Genomic DNA, 330 nt, shown 5'->3' with positions numbered 1-330 from the left:
CATTAGTCATGCCTGCGCTGTTTCCGCCAGTGTCTTTCGCTTTCGGTAGCCGGTGAAGCCCCGAACGCCTGTGCGTTTGGTATGCTCAATGCCTGCAAAGAATACTACGCGACGCGAGCATGGCCAAAAGTCAAAAAACGATTGTCATTGAACATATATTCGACCAACTATACGACACTGTTTCGGGTTCCCTTTCACGAACGGTCGTAACGGCTACTGACGTGCAGCAGGCGAAGCGATACTGCAACGAGCATCGCGGCACTACTTTCAAGCCTGACAGCAACCCGTTCAATTTCATGAAGGACATCGTTCGAGGCAAGGGTGCGGCAG

At 52.1% G+C, this 330-nt stretch carries 1 protein-coding gene; it reads left to right on the top strand.

Annotation, left to right across the window (positions count from 1 at the left end):
* Window positions 1-119: 119 nt before the first annotated feature.
* Window positions 120-330, top strand: a 211-nt coding sequence (locus SB753_RS35760; RefSeq protein WP_410804818.1) for a hypothetical protein, incomplete at its 3' end; no start/stop codon positions are given.

This window comes from Paraburkholderia sp. SIMBA_053 (genome assembly GCF_046534895.1).
GTDB lineage: Bacteria > Pseudomonadota > Gammaproteobacteria > Burkholderiales > Burkholderiaceae > Paraburkholderia > Paraburkholderia caledonica.
The sequence above is the reverse complement of the archived record's forward strand: the minus strand, read 5'-3'. Positions and strand labels throughout refer to the sequence as shown.